This window comes from Streptomyces sp. TP-A0356, from assembly GCF_001417775.1.
Lineage (GTDB): Bacteria > Actinomycetota > Actinomycetes > Streptomycetales > Streptomycetaceae > Streptomyces.
Window position 1 is genome coordinate 265,628 of the sequence record NZ_BBZJ01000025.1, and the last position, 16,900, is coordinate 282,527.

12 protein-coding genes are annotated in these 16,900 nt (G+C 70.7%); 7 read left to right on the forward strand and 5 right to left on the reverse strand.

Features of this window, described 5'->3' with window-relative positions; translation table 11 throughout:
* Nucleotides 1-98: 98 nt before the first annotated feature.
* The 6 genes from ASC56_RS27555 to cysD are packed head-to-tail and all read left to right on the forward strand — an operon-like array spanning nucleotide 99 to nucleotide 6,200.
* Complete coding sequence (locus tag ASC56_RS27555; RefSeq protein WP_234377082.1) at nucleotides 99-845, forward strand: class I SAM-dependent methyltransferase; 747 nt, start codon at nucleotides 99-101, stop codon at nucleotides 843-845.
* Nucleotides 846-875: 30 nt separating this feature from the next.
* Complete coding sequence (locus ASC56_RS27560; protein ID WP_055494260.1) at nucleotides 876-1,334, forward strand: ferritin family protein; 459 nt, start codon at nucleotides 876-878, stop codon at nucleotides 1,332-1,334.
* The gene (locus tag ASC56_RS27565) at nucleotides 1,327-3,306 is read left to right on the forward strand and encodes a methyltransferase domain-containing protein (protein ID WP_055494261.1); all 1,980 of its coding nucleotides are present in this window, start codon (nucleotides 1,327-1,329) and stop codon (nucleotides 3,304-3,306) included. The genes ASC56_RS27560 and ASC56_RS27565 overlap by 8 nt, the downstream gene beginning before the upstream one ends.
* 7 nt (nucleotides 3,307-3,313) lie before the next feature.
* Complete coding sequence (locus ASC56_RS27570; protein ID WP_234377083.1) at nucleotides 3,314-4,663, forward strand: sulfotransferase; 1,350 nt, start codon at nucleotides 3,314-3,316, stop codon at nucleotides 4,661-4,663.
* The gene (locus ASC56_RS27575) at nucleotides 4,654-5,250 is read left to right on the forward strand and encodes an adenylyl-sulfate kinase (RefSeq protein ID WP_079102726.1); all 597 of its coding nucleotides are present in this window, start codon (nucleotides 4,654-4,656) and stop codon (nucleotides 5,248-5,250) included. The genes ASC56_RS27570 and ASC56_RS27575 overlap by 10 nt, the downstream gene beginning before the upstream one ends.
* Complete coding sequence (gene cysD / locus ASC56_RS27580; RefSeq protein WP_079102727.1) at nucleotides 5,247-6,200, forward strand: sulfate adenylyltransferase subunit CysD; 954 nt, start codon at nucleotides 5,247-5,249, stop codon at nucleotides 6,198-6,200. Before ASC56_RS27575 ends, cysD begins: the two co-directional genes overlap by 4 nt.
* Nucleotides 6,201-6,202: 2 nt before the next feature.
* Here cysD and ASC56_RS27585 read toward each other — a convergent pair whose 3' ends face one another.
* The 5 genes from ASC56_RS27585 to ASC56_RS27605 all read right to left on the reverse strand — a co-directional run bounded on the left by ASC56_RS27585 (nucleotide 6,203) and on the right by ASC56_RS27605 (nucleotide 11,894).
* Nucleotides 6,203-7,627, reverse strand: a complete 1,425-nt coding sequence (locus tag ASC56_RS27585) for a glycosyltransferase family 39 protein (protein ID WP_159039707.1) — start codon at nucleotides 7,625-7,627, stop codon at nucleotides 6,203-6,205.
* A gap of 401 nt (nucleotides 7,628-8,028) precedes the next feature.
* Nucleotides 8,029-8,778 carry a VC0807 family protein gene (locus tag ASC56_RS27590; protein WP_063785010.1) on the reverse strand — a complete coding sequence of 250 codons (750 nt, stop codon included), beginning with the start codon at nucleotides 8,776-8,778 and terminating at the stop codon, nucleotides 8,029-8,031.
* A 53-nt stretch (nucleotides 8,779-8,831) separates the two neighbouring features.
* Nucleotides 8,832-9,449, reverse strand: a complete 618-nt coding sequence (locus ASC56_RS27595) for a TetR/AcrR family transcriptional regulator (protein WP_055494263.1) — start codon at nucleotides 9,447-9,449, stop codon at nucleotides 8,832-8,834.
* A 61-nt stretch (nucleotides 9,450-9,510) separates the two neighbouring features.
* The gene (locus ASC56_RS27600; protein WP_234377084.1) at nucleotides 9,511-10,521 is read right to left on the reverse strand and encodes a Gfo/Idh/MocA family protein; all 1,011 of its coding nucleotides are present in this window, start codon (nucleotides 10,519-10,521) and stop codon (nucleotides 9,511-9,513) included.
* Nucleotides 10,518-11,894: an NDP-hexose 2,3-dehydratase family protein gene (locus ASC56_RS27605; protein ID WP_055494264.1), complete on the reverse strand. Its 1,377-nt coding sequence runs from the start codon at nucleotides 11,892-11,894 to the stop codon at nucleotides 10,518-10,520. The genes ASC56_RS27600 and ASC56_RS27605 overlap by 4 nt, the downstream gene beginning before the upstream one ends.
* A 380-nt stretch (nucleotides 11,895-12,274) precedes the next feature.
* Here ASC56_RS27605 and ASC56_RS27610 point away from each other — a divergent pair.
* On the forward strand, nucleotides 12,275-16,900 hold a 4,626-nt coding region (locus ASC56_RS27610), incomplete at its 3' end, for a type I polyketide synthase (protein WP_159039708.1).

Sequence of the window (16,900 nt, forward strand, 5' to 3'; positions counted from 1 at the left end):
TCCCGGCCGGCCCCGCGCCCGCGCGCCCGTGTCCGCCCCGGTCGCCCATGTCCCGATTCCCGGACGCCCCGATCCCCGGACGAGGAGTGAGAGTTCCCTTGACCATCAGCCGAGAAGACGTGACCGGCCATTTCGCCGCCCGCGCCGCGACCTACGACCGCTCCAGCTCCTGGTGCACCGACAGCGACCTGGCAGAGGTCGTCCTCGCCACCACGTCACCGCGGCCCACCGACCGGGTACTCGACGTCGCGTGCGGAACCGGACTGGTGTCCCGCGTCTTCCGGGGACGTACCGCCGAGGTCGTCGGGGTGGACATCACCGAGGAGATGGCCGAGCAGGCCCGCGCGCACGTGGATCGCCTGGTCATCAGCCCGGCCGAGTCGATGCCTTTCGAGGACGCCTCGTTCGACATCGTGGTGTGCCGGCAGGGCGTGCAGTTCATGAACCTGCCTGACGCGGTCGAGGAGATGGTCCGCGTGACCCGGCCCGGCGGAAAGGTCGTCCTCGTCCATCTCTGCGCCTACGGGCCGGCCGACCGCGATGAGTACTTCGAGATCCTCCGGCTGCGCAACCCCGTCCGCCGGCACTTCTTCCTCCCCACCGACCTGGAAGACCTGGTCCGCAAGGCCGGTTGCGACGCGGTCACCACCCGCCGCTACGTCTCCGTGGAGGACGTCGACGTCTGGTCGGACAACGGGGCCATCGAGGAGGAGCGCAGGGAAGCCATCCGCGAGGTCTACCGCAACGCGTCCCCCCGGTTCCGTTCACTGCACGCGGTACGCGAGTCGGACGGCCGGTTCACGGATCACATGTTGTTCGTCGTCGTCACGGGCCACAAGGCGTGACCCACCCGTGGCAGAGCACCGAGGAGTGCCATGGCTCACCTGAGCGAGAGCTTCGCCGCCGGATTGCGCGCGACGCTCGCCGCCGAGGCCCTGACCGTCCAGCGGTACACCTACTTCGCCCAGATCGCCGAGATCGAGGGGCGCACGGAGATCGCGAAACTCTTCCGTGACCTGGCCGCTAGTGTCGCCTGCGCCGCCCACGGCCATCTGGACGTCCTGCGCGACCACGTTCCGCAGGGCATCGGCGACACCGCCCTCAACCTGGCCTCGTCGGTGGCGGAGGCGCTGAGGGACGCGGACGGTACGTATCCCGAGCTGACGGCTGCCGCGTTCGACGAGGGCCAGGTCGACGTGGCCAGTTGGCTGACCACCGCGGCCGCCCTGAAGAAGGCGCACGTCGCCCGGCTCGACGCCGCACTGCGGGAACTGGCCGAACCCGCGGGCCGGGAGCCCGCGCTCACATCCGGGCACGGAGGAAGCGATGACTGACGATCTGCTCGCGGCGCCCGCCCGCACCGCGACGGACTACGACGCCTCGTCGATCGTGGTCTTCTCGGGGCTCGAGGCCGTCCGCCGCAACCCCTCGATGTACATCGGCTCCACCACCGCCGACGGGTTGCACCACCTGGTCTTCGAACTGCTCGACAACGCCGTCGACGAGTTCGAGGCCGGGCACTGCCGCGAGATCACGGTGACCCTGGGCTCCGACGGGAGCTGCGCGGTCGCCGACGACGGTCGCGGCATCCCCGTCGACCCGCACCCGGACACGGGCCGGCCCGCCTCCGAGGTGGTCCTCACCACCCTCCACGCGGGCGGAAAGTTCACCGGGTCCACCTACACCCACTCCGCGGGACTGCACGGCGTGGGTCTGTCCTGCGTCAACGCCCTGGCGGTGTGGCTGCGGGCCGACATCCGCCGCGACGGTGGCCACCACCGGCAGGAGTTCGCCCGGGGCGAGCCCCTGACCGAAGCCACCCGGCTCGGGCCCGCCGAGGGCACCGGCACGACGATCGCCTTCCGGCCGGACCCGGACGTCTTCGACACCACGGAGTTCTCCGCCCGTGCGCTCACCTCTCGTCTGCAGGAGATCGCCTTCCTCCACCCGGGCCTCATCGTCCGCCTCGCGGACGAACGCACCTCAGAGCACACGGAGTTCCGCTTCGACGGCGGGGTGCGTGCCTTCCTCGACCGGCTGAACGCGGACGCCTCCACCATCTACCCCGAGCCCGTCGTGGTCACCGCGAAGACGGAGAAGGTCGGCTTCGACCTGGCCTTCCAGTGGACCGAGGGGTACACCGAGGAGATCCGCAGCTTCGTCAACGGCGTTCGCACCGACCAGGGCGGCGCCCATGTGGACGGCATCCGGGTGGCCCTGGCCAACGCCATCAACCGCTTCGCCACGGCACATCGGATGCTCGACGAGCGCACCGGTGAGCGCATCACCGCCGTCGACATCCTCGAAGGCCTCACCGCCGTCGTCTCACTGCGCATGGACAGCCCCCGCTTCGACGGCCAGACCAAGAAGCGCCTGCAGAACCCCGAGGTCGGGGCATTCGTCCAGGACCGTGTGGAGCGGGAGTTCACCCACCGCATGGAGAAGGACGAGGAACTGGGGCGGCGGGTCGTCGCCCGTGCCCTGGACGCCACCCGGGCCCGGCTCGCCGCCCGGCTGGCCAGCCGCACCGCCCGCTTCCAACGCCGTGAGCTGGAGATCGACTACCAGGTCTACCAGCGCCAGTTCGGCATCCGGTCCCGCAACTGGCACGACTCCTGCGAGTGGCTCACCGACGAGGGCCTGCTGAAGCAGCACGCCGAGCTGGCCGATGTGCCGCCCGACGCACGGATGCTGGACGTCTGCTGCGGCAGCGGTGTCGTCGGCAACTCCTTCCGGGGCAAGGTCGGTGAGCTGATCGGTCTGGACATCACGCCCGAGATGGTGGAGATCGCCTCCACCCGTCTCGACCGCGTGGACCAGGGCACGGTCTACGAACTTCCCTACGAGGACGCCTCCTTCGACCTGGTGGTCACCCGGGAGGTGCTCCATCTGCTGCCGCAGCCCGAGCGCCCCGTCTCGGAGATCTTCCGGGTGTTGCGACCCGGAGGGCAGTTCATCGTCGGGCAGATCGTGCCGTTCGCCGAGGAGGACGCCTTCTGGATGTACCGCGTCTTCAAGAAGAAGCAGCCGCTGCTCTACCAGATGTTCCGCGAGCAGGACTTCCGCGACCTTCTCCTCGGGGCGGGTTTCACCGACGTCGTCATGAAGGAGTACCTGCTGTGGGAGTCGATCGACACCTGGATCGACACCCACGAGACCACTCCGGCCCACCGGCAGGAGATCCGCCGCCTCTTCTACGACGCGCCGCCGGAGGTCCGGGCGGTCCACCCCTTCGAGGTGGACGCCGACGGTTCCATCCGCGACCAGTGGCGTTGGTGCGTCTACTCGTTGCGGAAGCCGCGGTGATCGCCGGATGACCATGTACGCACCCACCAGCGCCGGCATCCTTCAGGCGCTGCGACGCCGACTGGCCCCGCTGCGCGAGCTGCGCGGCCCCGCGGTGACGGACTTCCCCTCCGCGGTGGGTGAGGTCGTGGTGATCGCGTCCAGTTCGCGCGGCGGATCCAGCATGGTCGCCGAGATGCTGCGCGAGTCCCCGTCGTTGCTGCACCTCACCGCGGAGTTCAACCCGTTCCTGCGGCTCGCCGGTCTCGACCACCCCGCCTCCGGCACAGGTTCGGACCGGCTGACCGCCGACCATGTGGCGTCCCTCGCCCCCGACGTACTGCGGATGCTCGGCGACGAACTCGCCAGGGACGCCGGCTGCGCCGTCGACCGCGTCGACGACGAGACGTACGCGCTCGACCTCGCCTGGCGGCTTGCGGTCCAGTGGCCCGTGCTGTCCTTCGACCCGGTCCGGGTGGCCCGCACGGCCCAGCGGGTCCTCGCCAGGGTCCGGGCCCGGCAGGACTGGGCGCCCGGCGAGATCCGCGACCCCGGTGCCGTGCTCCTCGCGCTGAGCCGCGAGCTCACCGCGCAGGACATCCCGGTCAACCCCTGGTTCTACGACCTGCCCAGAGCCAGGCTCGCCGGGGCGCAACCGGGGCCCGCGGCCGGCCGGGCCCCTGGGGACTTCCTCATCGAGGAGCCGCCCTTCGTCCTGCCCCGCGCCTGGGGCCGCGCCGACGCGGCTGACGTCCGCGACAAGCCCCTGGTCATCAAGACCCCCAGCAACGTGCACCGGATGGACTTCCTCAGGGCGCTCTTCCCCCAAGCCCGCTTCCGGGTCCTGCATCTGACCCGCAACCCCGCGGCCGCCGTCAACGGTCTCTACGACGGCTGGCTGCACAGCGGCTTCCACGCCCACCGCATGACCGTACCCCTCGGCATCGAGGGGTACGTGGAGCACGGCGTGGACAACCGGTGGTGGTGGAAGTTCGACCTGCCGCCGGGCTGGCGCGACTACACCGACCGGCCGTTGCTCGACGTGTGCGCCTTCCAGTGGCGCACTTCGCACCGGGCGGTACTGGACGACCTGGAGCAGACCGGCACGGACAGCATGACCTTGCGCTTCGAGGATCTCATCGGCAGCGCGGAGGACCGTGTGGGCTCCTTCGAGAAGCTGAGCGACTGGCTCGGCATCCCGCTGGAGGGCACCTTCCGCAAGGCCGTGTACGAGGGGATCGAACCCGTGGTCGCCACGGCCACCCCCCGCGGTGGCCGCTGGCGGACCCGGGCGGCGCTCATCGAGCCGGCGCTGTGCCCAGGGACCGTCGAGGTCGCCGAACGGCTGGGCTATGGAGACAGGACAGCATGGATCTGACCGCACAGGACAGCGCGCCGACGCCCGCTGCCGCCCCGCTCCGGTGCGGGGCGAAGCGATGCTCGTGCGGTGCCACGGTCTGGCTCACGGGCCTGTCCGGTGAGGGCAGGACCGCTCTCGCCCGGGCCCTGGCCGCCCGGTTGCGGGCCGAGGGGCATCGCGCCGAGTCACTCGACGGCGACGCGGTCCGTGTCCGGGTCCTTCGGGGCCGGGGCCGCGCGGACCACGACGCCGGCGTCCGGCGCATCGGTCTGATGGCGGAGGTCCTCGCTCGAAACGGGGTGATCGCCGTGGTCTCGTCAGCCGACGCGGACGCGGCGGGCCACGCCGGCGTCCGTGCCCGCCACCAGCGGTCGGGAGCCGTCTACCTGGTAGTGCACGTGGTGACGCCCGTCGAGGCGGGCGCCGGGCGCGACACGGAGAGCCGGTACGCGCGGCAGGGGGCCGGTGTCTGCCGGCGGCCGGGCGCCGACGACACCGGTGGAACACCGGCCGCGCCGGACCTGACCGTCGACATCACCGGCCTCGGCATCGAAGGGGCCGCCGCGGAGGTCCACGCCCTGCTGGTCGCCCGCCGGCTGGCATGAGCACGCTGCACAGGACGCCGACGGGCCACCGCGGCTCCGCACCGGCGGGCGGGCGCGGGCCCTTCTCGCATCTCGACGCCCTGGAGTCCGAGGCCGTCCACATCCTGCGGGAGACCGCGGGCGAGTTCGAGCGCCCCGTCCTGCTCTTCTCCGGCGGCAAGGACTCGATCGTCGTCCTGCGGCTGGCCCGCAAGGCCTTCGCCCCCGCCCCGGTGCCGTTCCCGCTGCTGCACGTGGACACCGGCCACAACTTCCCGGAGGTCCTCGCGCACCGTGACCGGCTGGTGGCCCGGCACGGCCTGCGGCTGCTCGTGGTCTCCGTCCAGGAGTACATCGACCGGGGAGTGCTGGCCGAACGACCCGACGGCACTCGCAACCCGCTCCAGACGCTGCCGCTCACGGATGCCATCCGCGGCCACCGCTTCGACGCGGTGCTCGGCGGTGCCCGGCGTGACGAGGACAAGGCCCGCGCCAAGGAGCGGGTGTTCTCGCTGAGGGACGAGTTCTCCCAGTGGAACCCGCGCCGCCAGCGCCCCGAACTGTGGCAGCTCTACAACGGCCGGACCGCCCCCGGCGAACACGTCCGGGTCTTCCCCCTCTCCAACTGGACCGAACTGGACGTGTGGCAGTACATCGCCCGCGAGGACATCGACCTGCCCTCGCTGTACTACGCCCATGAGCGCGAGGTCTTCCACCGCGCGGGCATGTGGCTGGCCGCCGGCGACTGGGGCGGCCCCGAACCCGGCGAGACCGTGCAGAAGCGGCTGGTGCGCTACCGCACGGTCGGCGACATGTCCTGCACCGGAGCCGTCGACTCCACGGCGACCACAGCGATCGAGGTTCTCACCGAGACGGCCACGGCCGCGCTCTCGGAACGAGGCGCCACCCGAGCCGACGACCGCCTCGGCGAGAGCTCCATGGAGGACCGCAAGAGGGACGGCTACTTCTGAGCTCACTTCGACGGCACGTCTCCTCGTGCGGTGACGGCGGTGAGGTGGTAGAGACGCGGCCAGAGCCGCGACCAGGGTTGCCGCAGTTCCTCGCAGAGCCAAATGACCTGGCCCCGGCTCGCGTTGGACACGTGCATGTGGTTGTCGACCGTACCCACCTTGCGCACGCTCTTGAAGAACCGGTCCAGGTACGGCTTGTCCGCGCCGAGGTAGATGACGCTCGTGGCGCCGTCCGACGGGCGGCCGAAGTACCAGTAGCCCCGATGGCCGCTGTACACCGGGGGGAGGTGGCGTGCAGGACCGTAGCGGTCCAGGGCGCTGGCCTGTCCGTAACCATCGGTGAGGAGGACCGTGTTCTGCCGTGTCCCGCTGGGCAGGGAGTTGTAGATGCCGGCCACGGTGTCCGCCATCTCCGGCCAGCCGACCGTATCCTTCGACACCCCGTCCGGCATGCGGTTCAACGCGGACGCGGGATACATCGGAAGAACGATCGGAATGAGAGCGAGAGAGAGGAGGGAAACGGGAACGGCGAGCCACTTCCACAGGCGGCGCGAGGCCTTGCCCTCGAATGCGACGGCTGCGGCGGCCAGGGGAATGACCAGGTAACCCGCGAGGTAGTACGCGCGAGCATTGGTGACCGCATAGACGAGCGCGATCCCCAGAACGCTCCAGCCGAGGACGCGATAGTTGCGGTGGGCGGACGATCCGATCAGTTTGATCATTCCGTACACGAGGAAGATCGCCCCCGCAATACCGCAGAGTGACAGGGCGGCACCGATGAAGCCGACGCCGCCCGCTCCGGAGTCGCTGACCTCCTTGGCGATCACCTTGGTCATGTCGACCTGGGGCCAGCCGTGCTGAGCCTGCCACACAAGACTCGGGATCGCCGAAGCGGCCACGATGCCCGCGCCGATCCAGAGGTTGGGGCGTCGCAGGATGCTTCTGGGCCCGAAGATCAGGGCGCTGATGACGAAGACCACCCAGAAGCTCGCGCTGACGTACTTGATCTGCACCTCTACCGCGGTGATGAGGGAGATCCACAGCAGCAGACGGTCGTCCCGCACCCGGATCCACCGGATGAGCAGCCATGCGGTGCAGGCGGCCAGGTTGATGTCGAGGCCGCCGGTCGCGAGGACGTGTCCGGTCATCAGGACGACGGGAGACAGCGCGTAGACGACGGCTGCGAGGATCTGGGCGATCCGTTTGCCGCCGAGCTCACGAGCCGTGAGCGCCGCGACCACGACTCCCGCGCCCGCCGACAGAGCCGGGGGCACACGCAGGGCCACCAGTGATCCGTTGGAGAGGTATTCGATTCCCTGGGCCAGCAGCGGTACCAGAGGTGGTTGGTCGACGTACCCCCAGGCCGGATGCCTTCCCGCGGCTATGAAGTACAACTCGTCGCTGAAGAAGCCGAATCTGTTGCTCACCAGCAGGAGAAGGGCAACGACGATTCCGGCGACGACGAAGACCGGTTTGCGTGCGAAGGGAGCAAGATCGGAAGGCGCCTCGTCACCGATCTGCCGGTCGTTCGCGGGACGGTGTAGTACGAGAGGCGCGTTACCGTTTCGGGGAGTGGTCAGATCCACAATTCTCCTCGATGATGGAGGCACGTGAAGCCTCGGGGGCCCGTGAACAGTTCATTGCGCTGAAGATGAACCGACACAACGCAGTATGCGAGGTGGTGGGGTGGCCCTAATCGGCATTTCGGGGCACCCTAAGGAAACACCTAGGGCCCTGGGCCCGGGAATTCCGGCGCGGGCGCTCTGACGGTCGCCGGGTGCACGGAAGGCCCGAGTCCCGGAAGGCCGTGGCCGGGCCCGGAGGTGGATCACTCCTGCGTGTCACGGGCTCCGGAGACGCCGCCGGGATGCGCCCGCGCGGCCGTCCCCCGGTGCGGGAACACCTTGGCCAGAGTCCCGGTGCGGTAGAGCGTGATCTGGGTGATGATCTGGAGCACCAGCCAGGTCCCCGCGTACAGCGCGCTGTCCAGGGCCGGCACCGCGTCGACCGGCAACGAGTAGGCCATGAAGACGCGCGCGAGCGCGTCCACCATCAGTCCCAGCCCCCACAGCGTGGTGAGAGAGCGCCAGACGCGCCGGAAGCCGCCGTCCGTCTCCCACAGATGGTCCAGGCGCGCGGTCCGGCCGGGAAGCAGCGACTTGAGCGCGCGATACGTGAAGGGCTGGGCCGTCGCCAGAGTGACGAGCAGCCAGATCCCGGCGCATGCGGTGACCAGTCCACTGCGCGCAAGGATGATGCGCGGACTCGCGGTGATCAGCGAGGCGGCCGTGCCCCCGATCAGGAGCGCTATGACGAAGACACCTATGGCGTCAAGTCTGCGGTGCCGTACGGCGGAGTAGAGCGTATGCGCGGTGGGGGCGGCGCCGCTCAGCAGCAGCGAGGCGATCTCGCTCAATCCGGTGCCGCGCATGATGTAGTAGAGCGCGGTCGGGATGATCATGTCGGCGACGATGGTGACCACGAAACCCCATCCGGCCGACGACGCGTCGGGTGGGGGACCGGCGGCCTCGCCGTCGGGAGGGGCGGGCGGCTGCTGGGGCGATGTGGGGGGAGTCATGCAGGAGGCTCCTGGTGTGGGGCGGCCCGGGGGGCTGGCCCCGGTGCGGGCGGTCACATTGGTTGCGTACAGCGGTCGAACGCCTCCACGAGCTCCTGCCCGCACCGGTCGAGGTCCAGATCCCCGTCGAGCAGCCGGTGGCGCAGGATGTACTCGATCGCTCCACGAATGGCCACGGCCATCGTGAAGGAGTCGAAGGTGCCGAACTCGCCGGCCTTGCGGCCGTTCTCCAGCAGATCGACGAGGTGCTCCACCGACAGCACATGCCTCTCAAGGTCGTCCAGTCCTGTGATCCGCTGGTGGCGGCAGGTGGTAACGATTTCCACGAGGGCCCGCGTGTACACGGGGTACCGGACGATGAAATCGACATGTGACCGGATGTAGGCGCCGAGCTTCCCGCGGTAGGTCTCCTCCTGCCCGATGCGCGCCGCCGTCACCGTCCTGGCCGTATCGAAGATGGTGTTGACCATCTCGGTGAGAAGTTCCGGTTTCCCGGTGAAATGGTACGAGATCATGCCCGTACTGCTGAGTCCGGCGTGCTTGGATATGTTCTGCAATGAAGCGTTGGAATAGCCCAGTTCGGCCACCGTCTCGATGGCCGCCTGTACGATCTGGGCCCTTCGTGCCTGTTGGGTGAAGGTGCGGGTGCGCGGATTCTCGAATTTGGCCATCACGGGGCTAAAATTAACATGATCTAGACGGGGGGAACACCTAATATTGTGTAGTTGAATTCTATCTTTCCAGGCCGATTCCTACGCGCACGGCTTGTTTGCGGACGTCGTCCACCAATTCCATCAACGAGATCGTGTCCCGCCGTCGCTCCGCCTCCACGCTCCCGGCGCCCGTGCGCACCGCGGCGGCGAAGTCCTGCAGACAGGAACGGAGTTGGTCCGACGCCGGCAGGGTGAAGCGCTCCTCGTGGTCTTGTTCCTCCAGTACCAGAACCGGCTGGTGGGCGGCGGGCGGGGTGAACGCGCGCGTCACCGACAGCCGGCCCCGGTCTCCCCACAGCGTGTACGAGGACGTGTAGGCGTGCTCGAAGCCGAATGTCACCTCGGCCAGCACCCCCCCGGGCGAGACCAGCAACGCCTGCCCCGACAGCTCCAGTCCGTCGGACTCCCGTGTGCGCAGCGTCGCCCCCGCCACCCGCAGCCCCGGGCCCAGCAACAGAAGGGCGGCGCGCAGCGGATAGACCCCCACGTCGAGCAGCGCCCCGCCGCCCAGCGAGGGCTCGTAGCGGATGTCGTCGGGCGGCAGGGGCGGAATGCCGAAGGAGGCCCGGAACGTGCTCAGCGTGCCGAGCCGTCCCTCGCGCACCAGGTCCGCGGCGAAGGCGTGCTGCGGATGATGCAGGAACATGAAGTTCTCCCGGAGCACCAGACCGCGCTCCTCGGCCAGTGAGCAGAGGTGGCGTGCCTCTTCGGCGTTCACTCCGATCGGCTTCTCGACCAGGACGTGTTTGCCGGCGCGCAGCGCCTGTTCCGCCCACGTGTGGTGCAGCGCCGTGGGCGTGGACACATACACCGCCTCCACGTCCGGACGCTCCAGCAGCGCTGTCTGATCCGACTCCGCCGCACAGCCGAACTGCTCGGCGAAGGCGGCCGTCTTCTCCGCCGAGCGGCCCGCCACCGCCACGAGCTCCAGCTCCGGCGTGCTCACCGCGGTGGGCAGCGCGCGTCTGCGCGCGATCGACGACGTGCCCAGCGCCCCCAGCCGCACCGGTCGGCCACCGACCCCGCTCACAGCGACCTCAGTGCCGCGACCAGCGTCCTCGCCTCGACGTTCACGTGATGGCTGTATCGCAGAAGTTCGTCCAACTGGCATGGTGTCACCCACCGGAATTCGTCCGAGACGACGGGGAAGTCGCTCTCCACCTCGGTGATCAGGTAGTGGCTCTGGGCGTTCAGGAACCGGCCGCCCTCCTCCGACAGCAGCACGTCGTACCGTGCCCCGTCCCGACGGGCCAACGCCTCCCGCAGGTACGGCGGCTGGTCCGCAGGCGGCAGATGGGCGTAGTTGCCGGGCACGCACTGCACCGTGGGCCCCAGTTCCACAACGTCGACGAAGCCGGGTTCCGCGCGCGCCCGCAGCAGCACCTGAGGCACGCCGCCCGCCCGGCGCATGAAGAACGCCGCGATGCCGATGCCCCGTGGCTCCAGCAGGGGCTGGGACCAGGCGGGCACTTCACGCCGATGGGAGGACACGTCGACCGCCACCACCCGGAAGTACAGCCCCCGTTCGTGGGCCACCTCGTCCGGCGTACGGTGCCAGCCTTCCGTCTCCGCGAGGCCGATCGGCGCCGCCTCCACCTCGTGCTCGGCGCGCCGCCGGGTGATCCAGCTCCGGATCTCCCAGTCGGAGTGCGGCGCACGGCCCGGGGCCGCATCCTGCCGCCAGTCCGGAAGGCACGACAGGACGGTCCGCGCGTCCATGTTCACCACGTTGTCCTGCCGCAGCAGCGCATGCACCTGGCCCAGCGTCAGCCAGGCGAAGTCCTCGCCCGCCTCGACCTCGGGGCCGACCTCCACGATCATGTTGCGGTTGCGCTTGCGCAGGAACCACGAGCCCTGCTCCGACTGCAGCACGTCGGCGACGACGGAACCGGGCTCCGGACGGCGGAAGGAGTCCAGATACGGCACTGCCGAGCCGCCGTGCACCCGTAGGTAGTTGCTCCTGGTCGCCTGCACCGTCGGGGACAGCTGCACGCCGTTCACGTTCCCCGGCTCCGACTTCGCCTGCATCAACAGGTGGGGCACGCCGTCGAAGTCCCGCAGCGCGATGCCGAGGATGCCGATCTCCGCCTGCCGGATGATGGGCTGCGACCACGCGGGGACCGGACCGAAGTCCGACCGCACCCGCAGCCCGTGCACCGAGAAGAACCGTCCGCTCGCGTGCCGCAGATCGCCCGTACGCTCGTCGAAGCCCCAGCCGTGCAGCTCGGCGAACGGTACGCGCTCCACCCGCTGCGCCTGCGTACGCTGCCGCTCGGCGAGCCACGCCGCCAGCGCGGCGTTGTCCATCACTCCTCCGTCGGCCGCAGCCGCGGATGCGGCGAGCCCCGGCACACTGCGGGGCCCCGCGGGACGGGACGGTGACTCCAGGCCTGTCGCGGTCATCGAGTCCGCCTCTTCTCGCTCCGGGAAATGAGACTGCCAGGGGCGGGGCCGCCGAGCCGGAGAAATCCACACACGAAGCCGACGGGTTCAGGGGCGCACACCTCACAGGCAGTCGGCCGCCGCCCCTCAAGCCTGCCCGCGGGAATTCAGGCAAACGCCTAGAGTTTGTCCCCTTGCCTGCGGCCATGCCATCTCGCTATATGGCGAGTCGGGACGAGCCGCGGCGAGCGTCCGGGAGAATTCGAGAACCCCTCTGCAAATCCGTCGACGCCGCTTAGCAATTCCCCTAGAGCAGCCGGTGAGAGCGCTGGGCGCACCGCACCGCATGCGACCGTGAGGACTGCCCCGACCCTGTCGCCTCGGTGTTTGGAGTGCCTTCCATGAACGAGCCGGTACCCACGGACGTCCGGACCCCCGCTCCGGCGCACGAGCCTGTGGCCGTCGTCGGCCTCGCGTGCCGGCTGCCCGGAGCGGGCGACCCGGCCGCCTTCTGGAACCTGCTCGACGAGGGCCGCAGCGCGATCACCGACACCCCCGAGGACCGCCGCGACGGCACACCGCACGACGGATTCACCACCCCGCACGGTGACACCGTGCCGCACCGCGGCGGACACATCGAGGCGCCCGGCGACTTCGACGCCGCGTTCTTCGGCATCTCGCCCCGTGAGGCCGACGCCATGGACCCCCAGGCCCGGCTCGTCCTCGAACTCGGCTGGGAGGCGCTCGAACACGCGGGGATCCCCGGCGACAAGGCTCCCCGGAACACGGCGGTCTTCATCGGCTCCGACACCTGCGACTACGCCGAACTCACCCACCGGCAAGGCCCCGAGGCCATCGGCCACCACACCCTCACCGGTCTCAACCGGGCCCTGATCGCCAACCGACTCTCCTACGCCCTCGGCGTCAGCGGCCGCAGCCTGACCGTCGACAGCGCGCAGTCCTCCTCCCTCGTCGCCGTGCAGCTCGCCTGCGACAGCCTGCGCGCGGGCGACTGCGACCTCGCGGTCGCCGGAGGCGTCCACCTCAACCTCGTGCCGGGCAGTACCGCCGCCGCCGCCCAGTTCGGAGCCCTCAGCCCCGACGGCCTCTGCCACACCTTCGACGCCCGCGCCAACGGCTACGTACGGGGCGAGGGCGCGGCCCTCGTCGTCCTCAAGTCCCTGTCCACGGCGCTCGCCGACGGCGACCGCATCCACGCCGTCATCCGTGGCGGCGCCGTCAACAACGACGGCACGGGCAGCAGTCTCACCACCCCCGACGCCGAAGCGCAGGCAACCGTCCTGCGCGCCGCCTGCGAACGCGCGGGGGTCGACCCCGGCAGCGTCGACTACGTCGAACTGCACGGCACCGGCACCCGGGTGGGCGACCCCGTCGAGGCGGCCGCACTCGGTGCCGTACTCGGCACCGCCACCGGGCGCCGCGTGCCGTTGGCGGTCGGCTCGGTCAAGACCAACATCGGCCACCTGGAGGGCGCCGCGGGCATCGCGGGCCTGCTGAAGGTGGTGCTCTGCCTGTCCCATGGCCGCCTCGTCCCCAGCCTCAACCATTCCACGCCCCACCCGGACATCGACCTGGACCGACTCGGCCTGCGCGTGCAGGTGACGGGCGCCGAGTGGACCGCCCCCGACCCCGGCCGCCCCCTCCTCGCCGGTGTGTCGTCCTTCGGCATGGGCGGCACCAACGCCCACCTGGTGCTGGAACAGGCACCCGCCGTCACCGAGACCGCCCCGGCGGCGCCCCGCCCGGCCGATGAAGACCGCCCGGTCGTTCCCTGGCTGCTGTCCGCCCGGACCGTCGGCGCCCTCCGCGCCCAGACCGAGCGACTCGCCGCGCACACCGCGACCGGCGCCGCCGACCCCCTCGACATCGGCTGGTCCCTGCTCACCACCCGCACCCACTTCGAGCACCGGGCCGTGGCCGTCGGCACCGACACCGCCGCGCTGACACACGGCCTCTCCGCGGTGGTACCGGCAGCGCCGGTGACGGGTGACGTCGACCGGCCCGTGTTCGTCTTCCCCGGCCAGGGCAGCCAGTGGGCGGGCATGGCCGCCGAACTGCTCATGAACTCCGACGTGTTCGCCCGCCGCCTCGCCGAGTGCGAGGCGGCCCTCGCCCCACACGTCGACTGGTCCCTCAGCGCAGTTCTCCGCGGTGACGGTGACGCGCCGGCCATGGAACGCTCCGACGTGGTCCAGCCCGTCCTGTGGGCCGTCATGGTCGCGCTGGCCGCCCTGTGGCGTGCCCATGGTGTGGAGCCCGCCGCCGTGGTGGGCCACTCACAGGGAGAGATCGCCGCCGCCTGCGTGGCCGGCGCGCTCAGCCTGGAGGACGCCGCCCTGACGGTGGCGCTGCGCAGCAAGGCGCTCGTCGTCCTCGAAGGGCGCAGCGGCATGCTGTCGATCGCTCTGCCCGAGCCCGAGGTCCGCCACTTCGTCGCACCATGGGGCGACCGCGTCACCATCGCCGCGCTCAACGGCCCCTCCTCCGTCGTGGTCTCCGCCGAAGCCGCCACCCTGGTAGAACTCACCGAGGCCGCACAGCGACAGGGCGTCCGGGCCCGACGCGTCGGCATCGACTACGCCTCACACTCCCCGCACGTCGAACCCGTCCGCGACGAACTGCTGCGGCTGCTCGCCCCGATCACGGCCCGAACCCCCGGGGTCCCGTTCTTCTCCACGGTCACCGGAGACTGGCTCGACGGTGCCGCCACCGACGCCGACTACTGGTACGCCAACCTGCGCCAACCCGTGCTCCTCGAACCCGCCGTCCGAGCCTTGACCGCCACCGGGCACGGAGCGTTCGTCGAGGTCAGCCCGCACCCCGTCCTCACGGTGCCGGTCCAGGACACCGTGGAGACCGCCGACAGCGGCAGCGCGGTCGTCGTCGGCACCCTGCGCCGGGACGAGGGGGGCCCCGCCCGCTTCTTCAGGTCCCTGGGCACCCTGTGGAGCCACGGCGCCGCTGTCGACTGGACCCCGGCCTTCACCCCGCACCGGCCGCGGACCGTCGACCTGCCCACCTACGCGTTCCAGCGACGGCGCCACTGGATCAACGGCACACCGCAGACACCGGCCCCCCACGCCGCCACGCCCACCACGGCGCACGCCGCCGGGACGGAGCACAGCGCGGCCCGCGTCCCCGAGCCCGTCTCCTCGGAGGACATCCTGCACCTGGTCCGCGAGAGCGCGGCAGTCGTCCTCGGCCACGCCGGTGCCGAAGCCATCGACCCCACCCGCTCCTTCAAGGACCTCGGCTTCGACTCGGTCACCGCCGTGGAACTGCGCGACCGTCTCAACGGGGTCGCAGGACTGCGCCTGCCCGCCACGGCCGTCTACGAGCACCCGACCCCGGCGCGCCTGGCCCGGCACCTCACCACGGAACTCGACGGCACCGCGGCCGACTCCGTGACGGCCGTGGCCCGCACCGCCACCGCCGACGAGCCGATCGCCATCGTGTCCATGGCCTGCCGCTACCCGGGCGGCGTCCGTTCCCCCGAGGACCTGTGGCGTCTGGTCAGCGACGAGGGCGAGGCACTGTCGGAGTTCCCCACCGACCGCGGCTGGGACACGGACAGGCTCTTCGCCCCCGACCCCGACCGCACCGGCTCGACCTATGCGCGCACCGGCGGATTCCTGCACGACGCCGCCGACTTCGACGCGGGCTTCTTCGGGATCTCGCCGCGTGAGGCGATCGCGATGGATCCGCAGCAGCGCCTGCTGCTGGAGACGGCCTGGGAGACGGTCGAGCGGGCCGGCCTCGACCCCCGCAGCCTGCAGTCCACCGACACCGGGGTCTTCGTCGGAGCCACGGCGCCCGAGTACGGACCCCGCCTCCACGAGGCCCCGGAAGCCGTCGAGGGTCACGTTCTCACCGGCACGACCACCAGTGTGGCATCGGGCCGCATCGCGTACACCCTGGGCCTTGAGGGGCCCGCGGTGACCGTGGACACCGCCTGCTCGTCGTCGCTCGTCGCCCTCCATATGGCCGTACGGTCCCTGCGCTCCGGCGAGTGCTCCCTCGCCTTCGCCGGCGGTGCGACCGTCATGTCCGGCCCCGGCATGTTCGTGGAGTTCAGCCGGCAGCGCGGTCTGGCGGAGGACGGCCGGTGCAAGCCGTTCGCCGCGGATGCCGACGGCACGGGGTGGGCCGAGGGAGTCGGCATGCTGCTCCTCGAGCGGCTGTCGGACGCACGGCGCAGGGGTCATCGGGTGTTGGCGCTGGTGCGTGGTTCGGCGGTGAATCAGGACGGTGCGTCGAATGGTCTGACGGCGCCGAACGGTCCCTCGCAGCAGCGGGTGATCCGGGCGGCGTTGGCGGATGCGGGTCTGTCGGCGGCGGACGTCGACGTGGTGGAGGCCCACGGTACGGGGACGAAGCTGGGTGACCCGATCGAGGCGCAGGCGTTGCTGGCGACGTACGGTCAGGATCGTCCGGAGGACCGGCCGTTGTGGCTGGGGTCGGTGAAGTCCAACATCGGCCACACCCAGGCGGCCGCCGGTGTCGCGGGCGTCATCAAGATGGTCCAGGCCATCCGCGAGGGCGTCCTGCCGAAATCCCTCCACGGCGAACGTCCCACCCCGTTCGTGGACTGGTCGACGGGGTCGGTGGAACTGCTCGCCGAGGCGCGGCCGTGGGAGGCGCCCGGTGGCCCGCGTCGGGCGGGTGTGTCGTCCTTCGGTATCAGCGGCACCAACGCCCACGTCATCCTCGAAGAGCCGCCGGCCGTCCCGGCGGAGCGTCCGCGCGGATCCGGGAGCGAGGCCGTGGTGCCCTGGCTCCTCTCCGCCCGCACGCCCGAAGCGCTCGAAGAACAGCGCGCCCGCATGGTCGAGTTCGCCTCCTCGGGCGACCGGTCGCCCATCGACGTCGGCTGGTCCCTGCTGACCGGCCGGACTCCCTTCGAGCACCGGTCCGTGGCCATCGGCGCCGACCTCCACACCCTGATCGCCGAGCTGGACGAGCCGTCCGCCACCGGCACCGCACCCTCCTCCCCCGTGTCTGCGGTG

Coding starts and splice junctions, on each gene's coding strand:
- cysD (WP_079102727.1), top strand. CDS start 5,247: ATGAGCACGCTGCACAGGACGCCGACGGGCCACCGCGGCTCCGCACCG.
- ASC56_RS27560 (WP_055494260.1), top strand. CDS start 876: ATGGCTCACCTGAGCGAGAGCTTCGCCGCCGGATTGCGCGCGACGCTC.
- ASC56_RS27595 (WP_055494263.1), bottom strand. CDS start 9,449: ATGGCCAAATTCGAGAATCCGCGCACCCGCACCTTCACCCAACAGGCA.
- ASC56_RS27575 (WP_079102726.1), top strand. CDS start 4,654: ATGGATCTGACCGCACAGGACAGCGCGCCGACGCCCGCTGCCGCCCCG.
- ASC56_RS27605 (WP_055494264.1), bottom strand. CDS start 11,894: ATGACCGCGACAGGCCTGGAGTCACCGTCCCGTCCCGCGGGGCCCCGC.
- ASC56_RS27565 (WP_055494261.1), top strand. CDS start 1,327: ATGACTGACGATCTGCTCGCGGCGCCCGCCCGCACCGCGACGGACTAC.
- ASC56_RS27570 (WP_234377083.1), top strand. CDS start 3,314: ATGACCATGTACGCACCCACCAGCGCCGGCATCCTTCAGGCGCTGCGA.
- ASC56_RS27590 (WP_063785010.1), bottom strand. CDS start 8,778: ATGACTCCCCCCACATCGCCCCAGCAGCCGCCCGCCCCTCCCGACGGC.